Raw genomic sequence first — 1,124 nt, 5'->3', positions numbered from 1 at the left:
GTGATTTTCATCAATATTATAGCCGGTCTGGCCTGGATAACCGCTGAAATGCGGCATCGTTTCACCGTCATAATTCGGTGTCGCCACTTCCAGCTGATCAATATGCAATTCTAAGATTTTTCCTTCTTTGTCAAAAATCGCACTTGCATAGACCTGATTAAAGCTGTAAACCTGTACTTCCTGATCATCCTTGCCCGGACCTACACGGCCTGAGCTGGCAACACCAAAGCCCATATCGGCATCAGAAGCCACAACCTCATTGACATCCTTCTTACTCTCTTCAATCGGCCATGGATATGCCTCAGGATCTAACGCGTTATTTACCGCATAAAGGATTCCCTTACTGGAAACGGTCGCACCTGCGATGGTATCTACATCTGTATTACCTGCCTCAACGATCTTCGCCGGCAGCTGTTCAATCGCATTTGATCCAATCCCCTGCGTCTCTTTTTCACCGACCACTTCTACTTTGGTGATTTTTCCATCCTCAGTTGTTACCGTTACGGTAATTTCACCGCCAAAGCCCTTGCCGGTACCTGTCAGCGTTTTAACTTCCTTCTTTGGCGAACAGGCAGCCGCACTTACGGCCAGCACACCACACAGCAATAATCCTACCACTTTTTTCATAACTTTCTCCTTTTCATCTCTTTGTGTTATGTAAGCGTTTAACCTTGTCTTTATTTTCCACTATATAGCTAATATACAGTCAAGAAAATTTTCACAAACAAGCAGAAACTATAATCTACCAAGAAAATGATTTCCTTCAATCCTTCAGGAAATCATGCCATTAAAGATGACACCCAGCTGCCTTTCTCGCGACGCTGTTCCTTCCTGTATTTCAATGTCTCTCTCCTTCTATCTATCGGTATTGGAGTCATACCCGAGCAAATCCATACAAGAACTCTTTTTATCAGTTCAATGATTTCCATCAAGTAAACAGCCTTTTCTTCTAGTTTGGGTCTATTTACTTTGATTCATTGAACTGATTTTTATGTTATCTGAATAACGCTAATATGGCAGTAAACTGACATTCTTTAATACTCGCTTTTCCTACCTTCTCAGCAATCGCTGCCCACTTCTCTGTTTGCGTTTGCTTTTCTTTTACGAACACTCGATATTCTCTC

1 protein-coding gene is annotated in these 1,124 nt (G+C 42.3%); it reads right to left on the bottom strand.

All coding sequences use genetic code 11. The annotated features are described in order from the left end of the window. Positions 1 to 627 (bottom strand): FMN-binding protein (locus DAHG_RS20740; RefSeq protein WP_147576407.1); only part of this gene is annotated, 627 nt, incomplete at its 3' end. Positions 628 to 1,124: the final 497 nt, after the last annotated feature.

The organism is Dielma fastidiosa (genome assembly GCF_000313565.1).
GTDB classification, from domain to species: Bacteria; Bacillota_I; Bacilli_A; order Erysipelotrichales; family Erysipelotrichaceae; genus Dielma; species Dielma fastidiosa.
Note: the sequence above shows the minus strand (reverse complement) of the source record. Positions and strands in the feature narration are given on the sequence as shown.